Raw genomic sequence first — 14,567 nt, forward strand, 5'->3', positions numbered from 1 at the left:
GGGCCTCGCCCGTAGGAGGCGCCCGACTTGCACCTCCCCCCGACGTCCGTAGTGTCGATCGGTGAGGGAGAGGAGCACTGCATGAGGGCAAACGTGTGGGAGAGCTGGAGGGAACGCGTCGACGACCGGCTCGGTGACCCGATCTGGTGGAACGACGTCCTGCAGCTGACCAAGACGGTGCTGGCGGCCGTCGCCGCGTGGGTCATCGCGGCGAGCGTGCTGGACCTGCCGCAGCCGTTCCTCGCGCCGTGGGCGGCCCTGCTCGTGGTGCACGCCACCGTCTACCGCACGTTCTCCAAGGGCATGCAGCAGGTCGCTGCGACCGTCGTCGCGGTGCTGCTCGCCACGGTGGTGGGGGAGACCCTCGGGCTGACCACGGGGGCGATCACGCTGCTGCTGGTGGTGGCGCTGGTGCTGGGTGCCGTGCCGTGGCTGGGTGCGGAGGCCACCACCATCGCGGCCACCGGGCTGGTCGTGCTCACCACCGGATTCGAGGACGACGTCATGCTCGTCGCGCGGCTCCTCGACACCGCGATCGGCGTGGCGGTCGGCCTGCTCGTCAACGTGCTCGTGTGGCCGCCGCTGCGCCGGCACACCGCGGCCAAGGCCCTCGACCGAGTCGACGACGGCATCGGCGAGCTGCTGGCGAACATGGCCGGCGACCTCGGTGACAGCTGCCAGGACGAGGAGGTCACGGGGTGGATCGACCGCACCCGTGACCTCGACGGCGACCTCGACCAGGCCTGGGCGCTCGTGCGCCAGGCCGAGGAGAGCGCCCGGATGAACCCTCGCCGCTCGGCCCGGGCGATGAAGAACCCCCGGGAGTGGCACGGGCTGCTGAGGCGCATGGAGCAGGCCGTCGCCGAGACCCGGAGCCTGGCTCGCACGCTCGGCGGCAAGGAGGCGCACCGCGAGGCGTGGGGCGAGTCCTTCGCGGAGCAGTGGATCTCGATGCTCGGCGACACGGGGCGGGCGACCAGCGCCGCCGACCCCGACGCGCTGCTCGACGTACGCCGCCGGCTCGAGGTGCTCACCGAGGAGCTCCGGTCCACCGAGCGCTCGCCCGAGTGGCCGATCTACGGGGCGCTGATCATCAACCTGCGCAACATCATCGACGCCATGGACCGGGTCGCCGCGGCCAACCCGATCGGTCGCTCACGGGTGCCCATCCGGGTGCCGGTGCGTCGCGCCGCCGGGAGCGCCTGACGCCGCCCGAGGCGGCCCGGAACGCATCGAGCCCCTGACCGCATCGCTGCAGTCAGGGGCTCGATCTGTCGGGGTGAGTAACGGGACTTGAACCCGCGACATCCGCCACCACAAGGCGGCGCTCTACCAGCTGAGCTATACCCACCATGTCCCGCAGCTGGCGCTGTGGACGACGAGAAGTGTAGGGCACTCAGTCCGTGGGGTCGGAATCGGCGTCCGTGTCCGGGCCGAGGCCGGTCAGCTGCCCGCCGTGGCGCGCGGCGATCTCCTTGGCGCGGGCGCTGTCCGGGCCGGGCTGCGGGACGAAGACCGCCTCGCGGTAGTAGCGCAGCTCCTCGATGCTCTCCTGGATGTCGGCGAGCGCGCGGTGGTTGCCGCGCTTGGTGGGGGCAGCGAAGTAGGCGCGGGGGTACCACCGGCGCGAGAGCTCCTTGATGGAGGAGACGTCGACGATCCGGTAGTGCAGGAACGACTCGAGCGCCTGCATGTCGCGGGCGAGGAAGGCGCGGTCGGTGGCCACGGTGTTGCCGGCCAGCGGGGGCCGGCTGCCGTCGGCGCAGTGCTCCTTGATGTAGGCCAGCACCTGCTCCTCGGCGTCCGCGAGCGTCGTACCGCCGTCGAGCTCGTCGAGCAGGCCGGACTTCTCGTGCATCGACCGGACGAACTCCACCATCTGGTCGAGGGACTCCTGCGACGGCTTGATGATCACGTCGATGCCCTCGCCGAGCACGTTGAGCTCGAAGTCGGTGACGAGTGCCGCCACCTCGACGAGCGCGTCGGCACCCAGGTCGAGTCCGGTCATCTCGCAGTCGATCCACACCAGTCTGTCGCTCACGACGGGCCACCCTACTTGGCCCCACGTGGACGCTCTCAGGGTCGACTCAGCCTCACCTCATATGGTCGGGGGCGTGAAGGACTGGTTCGGCCTGGTCGCCCGCCTGGCGACGGGGGGCGTGTGGATCGCGGCAGGGGCGCTCAAGCTGCCCCATCCTGCCGACAGCGTCCGAGCCGTGCGGGCGTACGACCTGCTGCCGGAGGCGATCGTCCCGACGGTCGGGCACCTGCTGCCCGTCGTCGAGATCGTCATCGGCCTGTGCCTGGTGCTGGGCGTGCTGGTGCGCGGCGCCTCCGTGGTGTCGGCGCTGCTCTTCCTGGCCTTCATCGTCGGCATCTCGAGCGCCTGGGCGCGCGGGCTGTCGATCGAGTGCGGCTGCTTCGGCGGCGGCGGGGAGATCCCCGACGCGGCCGCCGCGTACCCCGGTGAGATCGCGCGCGACATCGGCCTGCTGGCGCTCAGCCTGTGGCTCGTCGTACGCCCGAGGTCGCGGCTCGCGCTCGACAACGTGCTGTTCCGCACCGCCCACGAACCGTCCACCGAACCGACGACCGATCACACCTCCGATCACGAAGGAAGAAGCCTCGATGGCGCAGAAGAAGAGCTCGCACAGGACCGCTGACGAGAAGGCGGCGGCCGCGGCCAAGCGGGAGGCGCGGCGGGCGCGGACCGAGCGCTCCCGGGCCGAGGCCGAGGAGCGCCGCAAGAAGGCCAAGCGCAAGGAGCAGCTCACCCGCTTCGGCCTGATCGGTGCCGTGCTGCTCCTGGTCGTCGGCGGCTACTTCCTCATCACCAACCTCGGATCCGACAAGCCGGACACTGCGCCGGCCGGTGCGACCAGCGACTACGGCCTGGTCGTCGGCGACGCCGACGCCCCGAAGTCGATCGTCGTCTACGAGGACTTCCTCTGCCCGTTCTGCGGCCAGCTCGAGCAGACCGTCGGCGACCAGCTCGACGCCGCGGTCGAGGCGGGCGACGTCAACGTCGAGTACCGCCCGCTCCCGTTCCTCGAGCGGATCAGCGACTACTCGCCGGAGGCCGCCAACGCGTTCGCCGTGGTGCTCAACGAGTCGGGTCCCGAGGTCGCCAAGGCCTTCCACGACCTGCTCTTCGACAACCAGCCGTCCGAGTCGGGGCCGTTCCCCGACAGCGACCAGCTGGTCGAGTGGGCCGTCGAAGCCGGCGCGACCGAGGGCGACGTACGTCCCGGCATCGAGGACATGACGTTCGAGGGCTGGGTCGAGGCGGCCGGTGACGCCGCCTCCAAGGCCGGCGTCAACTCCACCCCGACGGTGTTCGTCGACGGCGAGAAGGTCGAGGGCCAGACCATGGCCGAGATCGCGGAGGCGATGGTCGGCACGGGCAGCTGACGTCTCCTCTGGGACACTGCGGGGCGTGAGCCTCCAGTCCTTCATCGCCGGCCTCCCCAAGGCCGAGCTGCACGTCCACCACGTCGGGTCGGCGTCGCCGCGGATCGTCTCCGAGCTCGCGGCGCGCCACCCGGCGGCCGGTGTGCCGTCCGACCTCGAGGCGCTGCGGGAGTTCTTCACCTTCCGCGACTTCGCCCACTTCATCGAGGTCTACCTCGCCGTCGTCGACCTGGTCCGCACGCCCGAGGACGTCCGGCTGCTGACCTACGAGGTCGCCCGCGAGATGGCGGAGGGCCAGAACCTGCGCTACGCCGAGCTGACCTGCACGCCCTACACCTCCGTCGCCCGTGGCATCCCCATCGAGGCCTACACCGAGGCCATCGAGGACGCGCGGGTCGCGGCCGAGCGTGACTTCGGGCTGGTGCTGCAGTGGATCTACGACATCCCCGGCGAGTCCGGGATCCCGGCTGCCGACGCGACGCTGGCGTACGCGCTCGAGCACCGCACCGACGCCCTGGTGGGCTTCGGGCTGGGTGGCCCGGAGATCGGGGTGCCGCGGGCGCAGTTCAGCCCCCACTTCGACGCCGCCCGGGCCGCCGGGCTGCGGTCCGTGCCGCACGCGGGGGAGACGACCGGTCCGGAGACGATCTGGGAGTCCCTGCGCCTGCTCGGCGCCGAGCGGATCGGCCACGGCGTCTCCGCCGCCCAGGATCCCGAGCTGCTGGCGCACCTGGCCGACACCGGCGTGGTCCTCGAGGTCTGCCCGACGTCCAACATCGCGACGCGTGCCGTGGACCGCATCGAGGACCACCCGCTGCGGACCTTCGTCGAGGCGGGCGTGGCGGTGACGATCAACTCCGACGACCCGCCGATGTTCGCCACCTCGCTCAACCACGACTACGCGGTCGCGGCCGAACTCCTCGACCTCGACGAGCAGGGCGTGGCCGACCTGGCGCGGGCAGCTGTCGACGCGTCGTTCGCGCCCCTTGACGTGAAGTCGCGGATCAACGCCGAGATCGAGGCGTACGCAGCCCGCTGAGGCCTGGCTCGTCAGGTGTCGACGCGGCCACGGGCCCCCCGGTGGGTCGGCAGCTGCTTGGCCGCGCGGACGTTGGTCGGGTCGAGCACGGTCATGACGTACAGCAGTGCGCCGATGCCGGCGAGCACGCCGAGCACGGTCAGGAGGCTCAGGCCCAGGTCGTACGACATCAGGACTCCGATCTGGTGGGGGGACTGACTCGCGTTCGTACCCGTTGCCGGACGTCGCATGAGTGCGTCCCACCCGCAGGGCGGTGCCGGCGGGGGTAACTGGGAGTTCGGCCCCCCGATCTACCCCAAGGGGTATGACCGGCCCGAGAGAGCCGTGCCAACGTCGAGCCGAGGGAGCGGCACCTGCTGCTCTGCGGGAGGCGTTTCACACTCGGAGGGGAACATGAACCAGTTCACACACGTAGCACGGCGGCTCGTTGCAGGAGCAGTCGTCGCCATGGCCATGACCGTCGGACTGACCTCGCTCACCGTTGCCGGATCGTCGGCGGCCGAGACGTCCAGCCGGGGTGTGGTCGGCAAGTCCGACGCCGGCAAGATCACCAGCACGGTCGTCGGCAAGACGTCGACCGGCGACAAGGTCGGGGGCTCGTTCACGCCGATCAAGGTCGTCGAGCGCGACGGCGTGATGTACATGACGGGCTTCCTGAAGGGCGTCATCAAGGACGCCGGACCCAACACGAAGTTCTCGGGCATCCAGACCATCCCGATCAAGAAGATCAACGGCAGCGCCCTCACCGACGGGCGCGTCGCCGCCAACGCGAGCGCCTGCGACATCCTCAACCTGGTGCTCGGTCCGCTGGACCTGAACATCCTGGGCCTGCAGATCAACCTGCAGCGCGTCGTGCTCGACATCACCGCGGTCGCCGGTGCCGGCAACCTGCTCGGCAACCTGCTCTGCGCGGTGGCGGGGCTGCTCGACGGTGGTCCGCTCGCCGGGCTCCTGGGCCAGCTCCAGACCCTGCTGAACCAGATCCTGGCCGCCCTCAACCTGGGCGTCTGAGCACTCTCCTGGAGAGCTGAGACACACGACGGCCCGGAGCCGGAGGTCGAGACCTCCCGCTCCGGGCCGTCGTACGTCCGGCGGCTCGTGTCGCCGGGCAAGCATTCGGCCCCGCTACCTCATACGTGGCGGGGCCTGACCACATCCTGATGGGGCGCGGCCGCCCCGTCGGGGAGGCTGCCGGGCGTGTCGGCACGGCAGATCCGCGACCAACGTAGGCAGTTCGCCCGTCCACTCGCGCGGGCCACGCTGGCGCGGGCCGTCGGACGACGCCAACTGCCTACGTTGGTGTCGCGGACCCCTCCAGGGCGCACCATGAAGGCACTTCGTGACGCCCTCTATCGAAGTCACGCTCAACCCGCCGGGACGAGCGGCGAACTGCCTGCACGGTGTCGTGACGACCACCGATCTGCGCCCCCGGCAGGACTCGAACCTGCAACCCACGGATTAGAAGGCCGTTGCGCTATCCATTGCGCCACGGGGGCTGAGCGCGGTCAGTATCCCAGCAGCGGTCGACCCGCGTGCCGCGAGGGCGTCACGGCACGCGGGTCGATGGTGTGGTCGAGTCGTCAGGCGAGGGCGGGAGCCGGCTCCCGGGTGTCCTCGTCCTCGCGCCAGGCGTCGCGCCCGCGCGGGGCGTCGTACGTCGTCTGGTCGAGGATGCCCTCGCGCTTGGCGACGATGGTCGGGACCAGCGCCTGGCCCGCGACGTTGACCGCGGTGCGGCCCATGTCGAGGATCGGGTCGATGGCGAGCAGCAGGCCCACGCCCTCGAGCGGCAGGCCGAGCGTGGAGAGCGTCAGCGTGAGCATGACGGTGGCACCGGTGACGCCGGCGGTGGCGGCCGAGCCGATCACCGAGACGAACGCGATGAGCAGGTAGTCGGTGACCGAGAGGTCGAGGCCGAAGAACTGCGCGACGAAGATCGCCGAGATCGCCGGGTAGATCGAGGCGCAGCCGTCCATCTTCGTGGTGGCACCCAGCGGCACGGCGAACGACGCGTAGGAGCGCGGCACGCCGAGGTTGCGCTCCGTGACCGACTCGGTCACCGGCATGGTGCCGATCGACGAGCGCGACACGAAGGCCAGCGAGATCGCCGGCCAGGCGCCGGAGAAGAACTGGCGCACCGAGAGGCCGTGGATCCGGAGCAGCGCCGGGTAGACGCCTGCGACCACCAGGGCGAGACCGGCGTAGACCGCGAGGGTGAACATGCCGAGCGAGCCGAGGGCGTCCCAGCCGTAGCTGGCGACGGCGTTGCCGAGCAGGCCGACGGTCGCGACCGGGGCCAGCAGGATGATCCACCAGAGGACCTTCTGCACCACGGCGAGCGCGGAGCGGACGAAGCCGAGGAAGGGCTCGGCCGCCTCGCCGACCTTGAGGGTCGCGATGCCGACGGCGATGGAGACCACGAGGATCTGGAGCACGTTGAACGAGAAGCCGACCGAGCCGTCGCCGTTGTCGTAGCCCTCGAGGCCGAGGACGTTGGCCGGGACCAGGCCGGTGAGGAAGTCGAGCCACGAGCCGGTCGTCGACGGCGCCGAGGCCGCGTCGGAGGTGACACTGGTGTGGTCACCCGGCTGGAGGACCAGGCCGAGGACGATGCCGATGACGACCGCGATGAGCGCGGTGATGGCGAACCACGCCAGCGTCCGCCACGCGAGGCGGGCGGCGCCGGTGACGTCGCGCAGGTTGGCGATCGAGGCGACGATCGCGAGGAAGACGAGCGGGGGCACGACGGCGCGCAGCAGCGTGACGAAGGTGCCGCCGACGGTGCTCAGCGTCTCGGTGAGCCAGTTGGGGTCGACCTCGCCGGTCGTGGCGTCCACGCCGTCCGCACCCATGCTGCGGGCGACGAGACCGAGGACGACGCCGAGGACCAGGCCGATCAGGACCTGGACGCCGAACGAGGGGGTTCGGAAGCGGGTGGGCTTCTTCTCCGCCGTAACAGAAGTATTCATACTGAGAAGGTAACCTTTCGGAGCCGCGCGGTCGCAACCGGGCGGGACGCAGGTGGGTCGAGGTCAGTCGAGGATGCGTCCGAGGCGACACAGCGCGCTCTCGGTGCGGGCGAGGTCGACGGCACGACGCTGGGTCAGCAGGTCGCCGACGGTCGTGGGAGCACTCACGTCCGGCCCAACCCATCCTCCGGGCGGAGGATTCCGTGGTTCGCCTCACACGTCAGGACGGGCCTGACTAGGGTTCGCCGCGTGAACAGACTCACCACCCGGCTCGCGGCCGTCCTCGTTCCTGTCGTCCTGCTGGCTCCCGCAGCTGCCCACGCCGAGAAGGTGGTCGTCGAGGACGCCGCCGGTGACGTGGTGAGGCTCGTCGACGACATGGATCTCGACGGGTCACTACCGGCACCGGACTACGCGGGCGTCGACGTGGTGCGTACGGCGGTCGCCCATGGCGCGAACCGCCTCCGCGTGAGCGTGCGGTTCGGTGCCCTGCAGCGGGACCCCTTCCAGCTCACCGTCGTCCGCGTCAGGACCCCGGACGGGAGCTTCGACGTCGTCGTCGAACGACTCGGCGGGAAGCCGATCACGAGCATCGGCCGCGGCAGCAAGGTCGTCGACTGTCGCGGGCTGAAGGCCAAGGTCGACCTGGGCGCCGACACGGTGACGACGTCGCTGCCGGCGTCCTGCCTGGGTGACCCGCGGTGGGTGCAGGTCGGGGTCGGAGCGGTTGCGGTGGCCGCCCTCGAGGGACAGCCTGACGAGGGTGCCGCCCACGCCGACGATGCGATCCGTGTCGGTGAGATCCGTGACCGGATCGCCCTGGGCCCGAAGGTTCGCCGCGGCTGACCTCCGTGCTCCCGCCAGACCCGCCTCACCACACCTAGGACGGCCCCGTGTTCCCTCGCCGACTCATCGGGCTCGCTGCCCTCCTCGCGCCCGTCGCCCTGCTGCTCCCGGCCGCCGCGCACGCGGAGACGGTGGTGACCGTGGACCCGGTCGGCGACGCCCGGGCGTGGACCTACTTCCAGGAGTTCCAGTACGTCCCGGCGCCGCAGGAGGCGTCGGCCGATGTCATCCGCACGGCCGCGGCGTTCGTTCCGCGCCGGCTGAGCGTCGCGGTGCACCTGCGCGACCTGCAGGTGCGCCCGCGGCACGACACGCTGGTGCGGATCTGGACGCCCCGGGACATCTTCGACGTGACGGCTGAGCGGCTGTCGGCGCAACGGGCGACGGTCTCGGTGGCCAGGCAGCGTGGCGACGCGTTCGGATGTCGGGGACTCAGCGTGGCGTACGACGGTGCGGCGGACACCGTCGCCCTCTCGGTCCCCGCGCGGTGCATCGGCTCCCCACGATGGGTGCGGCTCGGGGTCGAGGTCACAGCCACCCCGGAGGCCGACCCGGAGGCGCAGACCGCGATCGTCCACTTCGCCGACGACGGCCACCGTGGCGGCGTCAGCGAGAACAGCGTCGGCAAGGGGCCGAGGATCCACCGCGGCTGACCTCTCACCGGGCGAGCAGCACCAGCACCTCGTAGTGGGTGGTGTGCGGGAACATGTCGAGCACCCGCGCCTCGACCGGCCGGAGCGACGGCATCAGCGCGAGGTCGCGCGCCAGCGACTCGGCGTTGCACGAGGAGTAGACGACGTGACGCACGCCTGAGCCCTCGAGCCAACCGGCGAGGTCGGGGCCGATGCCGCGGCGGGGCGGGTTGACCACGACGAGGTCCGGGACGGCGTCCGAGGCGAGGGCGTACGCCGTCGCGTCGGCGGCGACGAACTCCGCCGCCACGCCGAGCTCGGCCGACGTTGCGGTGGCGGCCGCGATCGCGTCCGCAGAGACCTCGACGCCCAGCACCTCCCGGCCCGGACCTCCGAGGTGGAGCGCGAAACCGCCCACGCCGCAGTAGAGGTCCCAGACGGTGCGGACGTCGGGCAGGTCGCGCACCCAGGCGCGGGCCTGGTCGTAGAGGGCCTCCGCGACCGCCGTGTTGGTCTGGAAGAACGACCGCGGGCCCAGCCGTAGCGTCACCCCGGTGGCCAGCCGCATCGGCAGCGTCGCGGTGTCGGTCAGCACGATCTCGCGTTCACCCTCGAGCACCGCCTTGTGCTCGGGCTGGACGTTGACCGTCACCACCCGCAGGGCCGGCACCGCCTGGAGCAGCGCGGGCAGCCGGGAGCGGATGCGCGCCTCCAGTGCCGTCGACCTGAGCACGAGACGGAGCATCATCTCGCCGTCGGGCGACTCGGTGAGCAGCACGTGCTTGAGCTCGCCGCGCCTGGTCGCGACGTCGTACGGCACCAGGCCGGCGTCGCGGATCCAGTCGCCGGTGCGGCCGAGAGCCGCCCGCAACCCGTCGGAGTGCAGGCCGCAGTCGTGCAGGTCGACCCCCGCGAGGTCGCGGTCGAGGATCCCCAGCGTCGGCGCGTCGACGGTGCCGCCGACGGCCATCTTGGCCTTGTTGCGGAACCGCGTGTCCGCGCCGGCGACGGTCGGCAGCCACACCGGCGAGTCGACCAGCGTGCGCGCGTGCGCCTCCTTGTCGGAGAGCTGGCGCTCGCGCGGGATGCCGAGCAGGGTGCACGAGCGGCAGCGGAACGCGTCGTAGTGGTGGCAGCGCGGCAGCCCGTCGACGACCGCGAGGCTGGGCGCCGGCGCCCGGTCAGCCACCGATGCGGGAGCCCATCCACTCCTCGACGTCGGCCGAGGTGCGGGGGAGCGAGGCCGAGAGGTTCCGGTTGCCGTCGGCGGTGACCAGGATGTCGTCCTCGATGCGGATGCCGATGCCGCGCAGCTCCTCGGGGACGAGCAGGTCGTCCTCCTGGAAGTAGAGCCCCGGCTCGACGGTGAGCACCATGCCCTCGGCGAGGTCGCCCTTGGGGTAGATGTCGACCGACGAGCGACCGCAGTCGTGGACGTCCATGCCCAGCATGTGCGAGGTGCCGTGGAGGGTCCAGCGGGCGTAGACCTTGGACTCCGGGTCGAGGGCCTCCTCCGCGGAGACCGGCAGCAGCCGCATGTCCTCGAGACCGTGGGCGAGGACCTTCATCGCGGCGTTGTGCGCGGCGAGGAACGGCACGCCGGGGCGTACGGCGTCGATGCCGGCCTGCTGCGCGTGCTGGACCAGGTCGTAGAGCTCGCGCTGCAGCGGGGTGAAGGTGCCGTCGACCGGGAGCGTGCGGGTGACGTCGGCGGTGTAGAGGTTGTGGCCCTCCACGCCCATGTCGAGCAGCACCAGCTTGCCGGGCTCGATGGAGCCGGTGTTGTCGATCCAGTGCAGCGTCGTCGCGTGCGAGCCACCGGCGCAGATGGAGTCGTAGCCGATGTCGTTGCCCATCGCGCGGGCGCGCCGGAAGAAGGTGCCCTCGATCCACCGCTCGCCGAACTCGCGCACGCGCTCCCACTCGCGCACCGAGTCCTCGAAGCCGAGGGTGGTGATGTCGCAGGCTTCCCGGAGCTCCCCGACCTCCCACTCGTCCTTGATGAGGCGCAGCTCGTCGGCGACGCGGGCGAGGTCCTCGTCCGTGGTGAGGTCGCGGGTCTTGCGGTCGTCGTCGAAGGACGGCAGGTCCTTGACGTGGCGGACCTCGATGCCGAGGGAGTCGGAGATCTCCTGCGCCGACGGGCGGCGGCCGGCCCACAGCTCGCCGTACTGCCGGTCGCGGAAGAACTCGTCGGTGTCGCGCTCGGAGCGGGGCCGGGCGTAGAGCACCGACTCGCCGTCCTCGACGACCAGGACGGCGTCGGAGGTCTGGTTGCCGGAGAAGTAGGTGTGGGCGGTGTCGGGCCGGAAGCGGTAGTCGGTGTCGTTGGCGCGCACCTTGTAGGTGCCGGCCGGCAGCACCAGCCGGTCGTCGGGGAACGCGTCGGCGAGCTTCGCGCGGCGCGCGGCAGCCCAGTCGGCCACCGGGTGCCGCGGCATGTCGAGCGTGCGGTCGCCCCAACCCTCGCGCATGAAGGCGGCGTAGGCAGCCGGCACCGCGGGGTCGTGCGACTCGGTCTTGGGCTGCTCACCGTCGTCGGCGGCGGTCTGGACGGTCTCGGCGGGGTTCTCGGCAGTGGGCTCGCTCACGCGGTCACTGTACGCCGCAACGTAGGCGCGCCCGGACCCGATCGGCCGTCCCCCCAAGGGGTGCGGCAAGGCGGGTGGGAGAGGGCTGCTCCGTTAGGGTCGGACCCATGAATCGAGGCCGCCGCGACAGTGTCGCGTTCACCGTCGTGGTGGCCGCACTGGTGCTCCTCGGGGCCGTCGTCATGGCGGTGGTCGTCGCGCTGTCCGGCGCCCCCGGCTCGCTGGCGTTGGCGGCGTTGCTCGCGGCGGTCCCGGTCGGCCCGCTCGTCGGCTGCTTCATGTGGCTCGACCGCTACGAGCCCGAGCCCCGCAACCTGCTCGTCGCGGGCCTGCTCTGGGGGGCGTTCGCCGCCACCGGCGCGGCCATCGTGTTCCAGGGCCTCGGCCTCGCGGGTGGTGCGACCGAGCGCGACGTGCTCAACGTCGTCGCTCCCGTCACCGAGGAAGTCACCAAGGGTGCCTTCCTCTTCCTGCTCCTGTGGTGGCGCCGGCACGAGCTCGACGGCGTGCTCGACGGCATCGTCTACGCCGGCATGGTCGGCGTCGGGTTCGCCTACACCGAGAACATCCTCTATCTCGCAGCCGCCTACGACGGCACCGACGGGCTCGGCCCCGGCGGCACCACCGCACTGACCTCGACCTTCATCGTGCGCTGCCTGATCAGTCCGTTCGCCCACCCGTTCTTCACCGCCTTCATCGGCATCGGGGTGGGCCTCGCGATCGCCTCGCGGCGGACGTGGGTACGACTCCTCGCGCCCGTGGTCGGCCTGGCGCTGGCCGCCGTCCTCCACAGCGTGTGGAACTCCTCCACCGTCTCCGGCACCGGCCACTTCCTCGTCGTCTACGGCACGCTGATGTTCCCGGTGTTCCTCGCCGTCGTCGCCTTCGCGGTGTACCGGCGCCGGTCCGAGCGCCCGTTGCTCGCACAAGCCCTGCAGGACGCCGCGGACCGTGGGCTGCTGCCGGCCACCGACATCCCGTGGCTCGTCGACCTGCGCGCCCGCAGGCACGCCCGCCGCTGGGCGCACCACCGGGGCGGCCCGCTCGCCGAGCGCGCCATGCGGGAGTACCAGGCCGCCGCCATCGAGCTCGGCTACCTGCACCACCGCTACCTGCGCGGCACGGCACCGTCCGACTTCTCCCTGCGCGGGCAGGAGCACGTCGAGGAGCTCGGACGGATCCGCCCCTACATCTCCTTCCCCGGACAGGTGGTCCCCACGCGATGACCCACGACGACGACGGGACCCCCGACCAGGCGCCCGAGCAGGCCCCCGAGGAGCGGCGCACCCCCGACGCCTCGACCGCGATGGTGACCGCGCTGGTGCGGCTGCGCGGCGCCCTGCAGGAGGCCCGGCTGCCGCTCGAGCTCCCCGGGGCCGACGAGCAGCGCGCCGCCCGCGCCGAGATGGTCGACCAGCTCGAGGACTACGTGATCCCGCGCCTGATGACCCTCGACGCGCCGCTCCTCGCGGTCGTCGGCGGCTCGACCGGCGCGGGCAAGTCGACGCTGGTCAACTCCCTGGTCGGCACCCGCGTCACCACCCCCGGGGTGCTGCGCCCCACGACCCGGTCGCCGGTGCTCGTCCACCACCCCGACGACGCGAAGTGGTTCGGCCAGGACCGCCTGCTCCCCGAGCTCGAGCGGGTCGACCGCCAGACCAACGACCCGGCCGCGCTGCAGCTCGTGCCGTCGCCCGTCATGGCGCCCGGCCTCGCCGTCCTCGACGCCCCCGACATCGACTCGGTCGAGGAGCAGAACCGCGTGCTGGCGGCCCAGCTGCTCGCCGCCGCCGACCTGTGGCTCTTCGTCACCTCGGCCGCGCGCTACGCCGACCAGGTGCCCTGGGACTTCCTCCGCAAGGCCGCGGACCGCTCGGCCGCGGTCGCCATCGTCCTCGACCGCACCCCGCCCGAGGCCGTGGACACCATCACCACGCACCTCGCCCGGATGCTGGCCAGCCGCGGCCTCAAGGACTCCCCGCTCTTCGTCGTCGAGGAGGGCGAGGTCTCCGAGCTGGGACTGCTGCCCCCCGCGTCGGTGATGGAGATCCGGCAGTGGCTCCGCGCGCTCGCCGACGACGAGGAGGCACGCCAGTCGGTGGTGCAGCAGACCCTCGACGGCGCGATCCGCACGTTGGCTCGTCGGACGCACTCGGTGGCCGACGCCGCCACCGAGCAGGTCGACGCCGTACGCCGCCTGCGCGAGGACGCCAACGAGGCCTACGACCGCGCCGTGACGGCTGTGGGAGAGGCGTCGGCCGACGGCACCCTGCTGCGCGGCGAGGTCCTGGCGCGCTGGCAGGAGTTCGTCGGCACCGGCGAGCTGCTCCGCTCGCTGGAGACCCGCGTCGGCTGGATCAGGGACCGGGTCGTCAACGCCGTCAAGGGCAAGCCGCAGCAGGCCGAGCGGGTGACCGTGGCGGTCGAGTCGGGTCTCGAGACGCTCATCCTGGAGCACGCCGAGGCCGCCGCCGAGCGCGCCGAGGCCTCCTGGCGCAGCACGGCCGCTGGACAGATCCTGCTGCGCGACGCCGGCGAGGACCTCGGCCGGGCGTCCCGCGACTTCCGCCGCCGCGCCGAGCGCGCGGTCCGCGACTGGCAGTCCGACGTGCTCGACATGGTCCGCACCGAGGGCGCCGAGAAGCGCTCGACGGCACGCTTCCTCGCCTTCGGCGTCAACGGCCTGTCCGTGGCCCTGATGGTCGTGGTGTTCGCCCACACCGCGGGGGTCACCGGCGCCGAGGCGGGCATCGCCGGTGGGTCCGCGATCCTCGGCCAGAAGCTGCTCGAGGCGGTCTTCGGCGACCAGGCCGTGCGCTCGCTCGCCGAGCGTGCCCGCCGCCAGCTCGAGGCGTCCATGCGCGACCTCCTCGACGCCGAGCGCCGCCGCTACACCGACCTGCTCGACACGATGGAGGTCTCGCCCGAGACGCCCGAGCGGATGCGCGCCGCCGCCCGCAGGGTCGACGACCTGCGCTTCGCCTCGGCACGCCGCGCCCCCGAGGCGGCCCCAGCCACGGCGCAGGAGCCTCCCCGGGTGTCGGGGGCCGAGGACCACGCCCCCTAGGGTTGGGGGCGC

The 14,567-nt window shown here is 71.9% G+C and carries 14 protein-coding genes and 2 tRNA genes; 9 read left to right on the forward strand and 7 right to left on the reverse strand.

Annotated features, from left to right (window positions below):
* Nucleotides 1-81: 81 nt before the first annotated feature.
* Complete coding sequence (locus tag JOD65_RS09255; protein ID WP_191196450.1) at nt 82-1,206, forward strand: FUSC family protein; 1,125 nt, start codon at nt 82-84, stop codon at nt 1,204-1,206.
* A 72-nt stretch (nt 1,207-1,278) separates the two neighbouring features.
* Here the strand turns inward: JOD65_RS09255 and JOD65_RS09260 are convergent.
* Both JOD65_RS09260 and orn read right to left on the reverse strand, forming a co-directional pair.
* Nucleotides 1,279-1,351: transfer RNA gene (locus JOD65_RS09260), tRNA-His, on the reverse strand.
* Nucleotides 1,352-1,396: 45 nt separating this feature from the next.
* Nucleotides 1,397-2,041, reverse strand: coding sequence for an oligoribonuclease (gene orn, locus JOD65_RS09265; RefSeq protein ID WP_191196451.1), 645 nt, complete (start codon nt 2,039-2,041; stop codon nt 1,397-1,399).
* A gap of 73 nt (nt 2,042-2,114) precedes the next feature.
* Between orn and JOD65_RS09270 the strand changes: the two genes are divergently transcribed.
* Genes JOD65_RS09270 through JOD65_RS09280 form a run of 3 tightly spaced genes read left to right on the forward strand, consistent with a single transcriptional unit; the run spans nt 2,115 to nt 4,450 of the window.
* A complete protein-coding gene (locus JOD65_RS09270; protein WP_307821046.1) occupies nt 2,115-2,663 on the forward strand; it encodes a MauE/DoxX family redox-associated membrane protein in 549 nt (182 codons plus the stop codon).
* Nucleotides 2,629-3,411: a DsbA family protein gene (locus JOD65_RS09275; RefSeq protein ID WP_191196453.1), complete on the forward strand. Its 783-nt coding sequence runs from the start codon at nt 2,629-2,631 to the stop codon at nt 3,409-3,411. The genes JOD65_RS09270 and JOD65_RS09275 overlap by 35 nt, the downstream gene beginning before the upstream one ends.
* Before the next feature lie 25 nt (nt 3,412-3,436).
* Nucleotides 3,437-4,450: an adenosine deaminase gene (locus JOD65_RS09280; RefSeq protein WP_204811057.1), complete on the forward strand. Its 1,014-nt coding sequence runs from the start codon at nt 3,437-3,439 to the stop codon at nt 4,448-4,450.
* A gap of 11 nt (nt 4,451-4,461) precedes the next feature.
* Here the strand turns inward: JOD65_RS09280 and JOD65_RS09285 are convergent, their stop codons facing one another.
* Nucleotides 4,462-4,620 (reverse strand): hypothetical protein, encoded by a 159-nt coding sequence (locus JOD65_RS09285; protein ID WP_191196454.1) that lies wholly within the window; start codon nt 4,618-4,620, stop codon nt 4,462-4,464.
* Nucleotides 4,621-4,897: 277 nt separating this feature from the next.
* On the opposite strand from JOD65_RS09285, the gene JOD65_RS09290 reads away from it, so the two are divergent.
* A complete protein-coding gene (locus tag JOD65_RS09290) occupies nt 4,898-5,461 on the forward strand; it encodes an ABC transporter substrate-binding protein (protein ID WP_191196455.1) in 564 nt (187 codons plus the stop codon).
* Between the two features lie 412 nt (nt 5,462-5,873).
* Here the strand turns inward: JOD65_RS09290 and JOD65_RS09295 are convergent.
* Nucleotides 5,874-5,946 (reverse strand) — tRNA-Arg (locus JOD65_RS09295).
* A gap of 84 nt (nt 5,947-6,030) precedes the next feature.
* The gene (locus JOD65_RS09300; protein ID WP_191196456.1) at nt 6,031-7,419 is read right to left on the reverse strand and encodes a dicarboxylate/amino acid:cation symporter; all 1,389 of its coding nucleotides are present in this window, start codon (nt 7,417-7,419) and stop codon (nt 6,031-6,033) included.
* A gap of 249 nt (nt 7,420-7,668) precedes the next feature.
* Here JOD65_RS09300 and JOD65_RS09305 point away from each other — a divergent pair, with 249 nt between their 5' ends.
* Both JOD65_RS09305 and JOD65_RS09310 read left to right on the forward strand, forming a co-directional pair.
* Entirely contained in the window at nt 7,669-8,265 is a 597-nt protein-coding gene (locus JOD65_RS09305) for a hypothetical protein (RefSeq protein ID WP_191196457.1), read from the forward strand.
* A 47-nt stretch (nt 8,266-8,312) separates the two neighbouring features.
* Entirely contained in the window at nt 8,313-8,918 is a 606-nt protein-coding gene (locus JOD65_RS09310) for a hypothetical protein (RefSeq protein WP_191196458.1), read from the forward strand.
* Between the two features lie 4 nt (nt 8,919-8,922).
* Here the strand turns inward: JOD65_RS09310 and rlmC are convergent, their stop codons facing one another.
* A complete protein-coding gene (gene rlmC, locus JOD65_RS09315; protein ID WP_307821047.1) occupies nt 8,923-10,086 on the reverse strand; it encodes a 23S rRNA (uracil(747)-C(5))-methyltransferase RlmC in 1,164 nt (387 codons plus the stop codon).
* Nucleotides 10,079-11,488 carry an aminopeptidase P family protein gene (locus JOD65_RS09320; protein ID WP_191196459.1) on the reverse strand — a complete coding sequence of 470 codons (1,410 nt, stop codon included), beginning with the start codon at nt 11,486-11,488 and terminating at the stop codon, nt 10,079-10,081. Before JOD65_RS09320 ends, rlmC begins: the two co-directional genes overlap by 8 nt.
* Nucleotides 11,489-11,595: 107 nt before the next feature.
* On the opposite strand from JOD65_RS09320, the gene JOD65_RS09325 reads away from it, so the two are divergent.
* Both JOD65_RS09325 and JOD65_RS09330 read left to right on the forward strand, forming a co-directional pair.
* Nucleotides 11,596-12,714 (forward strand): PrsW family intramembrane metalloprotease, encoded by a 1,119-nt coding sequence (locus JOD65_RS09325; RefSeq protein ID WP_191196460.1) that lies wholly within the window; start codon nt 11,596-11,598, stop codon nt 12,712-12,714.
* On the forward strand, nt 12,711-14,555 hold the full coding sequence (locus JOD65_RS09330; protein ID WP_224747949.1) for a dynamin family protein: 1,845 nt from the start codon (nt 12,711-12,713) through the stop codon (nt 14,553-14,555). Before JOD65_RS09325 ends, JOD65_RS09330 begins: the two co-directional genes overlap by 4 nt.
* Nucleotides 14,556-14,567: the final 12 nt, after the last annotated feature.

Origin of the sequence: Nocardioides cavernae, from assembly GCF_016907475.1 — a bacterium.
GTDB classification, from domain to species: domain Bacteria; phylum Actinomycetota; class Actinomycetes; order Propionibacteriales; family Nocardioidaceae; genus Nocardioides; species Nocardioides cavernae.

What these genes read in the sequence shown, in the direction of transcription:
- JOD65_RS09255 (WP_191196450.1), top strand. Translation starts at nt 82, where the DNA reads ATGAGGGCAAACGTGTGGGAGAGCTGGAGGGAACGCGTCGACGACCGG.
- JOD65_RS09275 (WP_191196453.1), top strand. Translation starts at nt 2,629, where the DNA reads ATGGCGCAGAAGAAGAGCTCGCACAGGACCGCTGACGAGAAGGCGGCG.
- JOD65_RS09325 (WP_191196460.1), top strand. Translation starts at nt 11,596, where the DNA reads ATGAATCGAGGCCGCCGCGACAGTGTCGCGTTCACCGTCGTGGTGGCC.
- JOD65_RS09290 (WP_191196455.1), top strand. Translation starts at nt 4,898, where the DNA reads ATGGCCATGACCGTCGGACTGACCTCGCTCACCGTTGCCGGATCGTCG.
- JOD65_RS09330 (WP_224747949.1), top strand. Translation starts at nt 12,711, where the DNA reads ATGACCCACGACGACGACGGGACCCCCGACCAGGCGCCCGAGCAGGCC.
- JOD65_RS09285 (WP_191196454.1), bottom strand. Translation starts at nt 4,620, where the DNA reads ATGTCGTACGACCTGGGCCTGAGCCTCCTGACCGTGCTCGGCGTGCTC.
- JOD65_RS09300 (WP_191196456.1), bottom strand. Translation starts at nt 7,419, where the DNA reads ATGAATACTTCTGTTACGGCGGAGAAGAAGCCCACCCGCTTCCGAACC.